We start from the raw sequence: 1,052 nt of genomic DNA, 5'->3' as shown, positions 1-1,052 counted from the left end.
GGAGCTCTCCCTCCCAGCGTTCCGCGGCCCTGGGGCGCCGGCCGGGCCGGGCCGCGTCCAGGCACAGCATGACGGCCAGCCCGCCCGTCAGGGGCGCGAGCAGCGCGACCGTCAGGCACGAGCCGTTGCGCGCCGTCCAGCGGCGCGTGAACGGGCCCTCCGCGCACGGCTCGCGCGAGACCGAGCGCGCGGGCCCGTTCTCCTCCTCCCAGCGTTCCAGCCACTCGTCCCACGCCTCCCCGCCGTCCGGCCCCTCGTCCCATTCGGCCTCGGCCAGGTACAGGGACGCCACGGGATCCCCGCCCCGGCCCGCGCGTTCGAAGGCGAGCAGCACCTCGCCCGCGGCCGACGTGCGCTCCGCGAACCCCTCCCCCGGCCCGGGCAGCAGCACCTCGCCCCCGTCGCACAGCCCCGCGCTCCGCACGGCCGGCTCATGCCCTCCGGCCCGCCTGCCGTGCGTTTTCTTCCACTCGTCCAGGGCCGCGTACGCGTCCATCACCGCCCGTCCGAGCTCCTCGGCGGACGCGCCCGCAGGCACGGTGCCCCGCCACACCTCGTCATCCAGGTCCGCATTGTCGCCCCTTGGTGGATATGCGTACACCCAGTATTCCTTGTCCTTGTAGTTGGTGACCTCGACGAGGTCGTTGTTCCGGGCGAATGCTCTCCATGTCTTGTATTTGGTGTCGTGCCGCCAGAAGTTCTCGTTTTCCTCGAGACTCAGCTCGAGCGGGCCCGTGCGCTCGATGAACGCGAACGCATCCAGCAGCGCCCCGCCCACATCCCCGGCCGTCACGCCGGGGCCCTTCAGACTCCTGAAGAACCGGTCCGTCACCCGATTGATGCCCCAGCTCATCACGAACGGGCAGACCAGGAACCTGCTTCGTTCCCTGTTTATGGAGACTATCCTTATCTGGCTCATGTTATTCCCTCCTCCTATTTCGCGATCTTGTACACGATGCGTATGCCCGTGCCGGCATGCTCCCCCTGGAACGCCCTCAGCGCCTCGGCGATATCATTGCCGATCGCGGTGTCCGGGAACACGACCTCCAGCA

General features: G+C 69.2%; 1 pseudogene. It reads right to left on the bottom strand.

Annotated elements, in window-relative coordinates:
• A pseudogene (locus KIH75_RS10005) lies at positions 1-919 on the bottom strand (hypothetical protein); the annotation flags it as partial.
• Between the last annotated feature and the right edge of the window lie 133 nt (positions 920-1,052).

Source organism: Bifidobacterium pongonis (genome assembly GCF_019331805.1).
Classification (GTDB): domain Bacteria; phylum Actinomycetota; class Actinomycetes; order Actinomycetales; family Bifidobacteriaceae; genus Bifidobacterium; species Bifidobacterium pongonis.
This window is presented reverse-complemented; position numbering and strand designations above follow the sequence as displayed.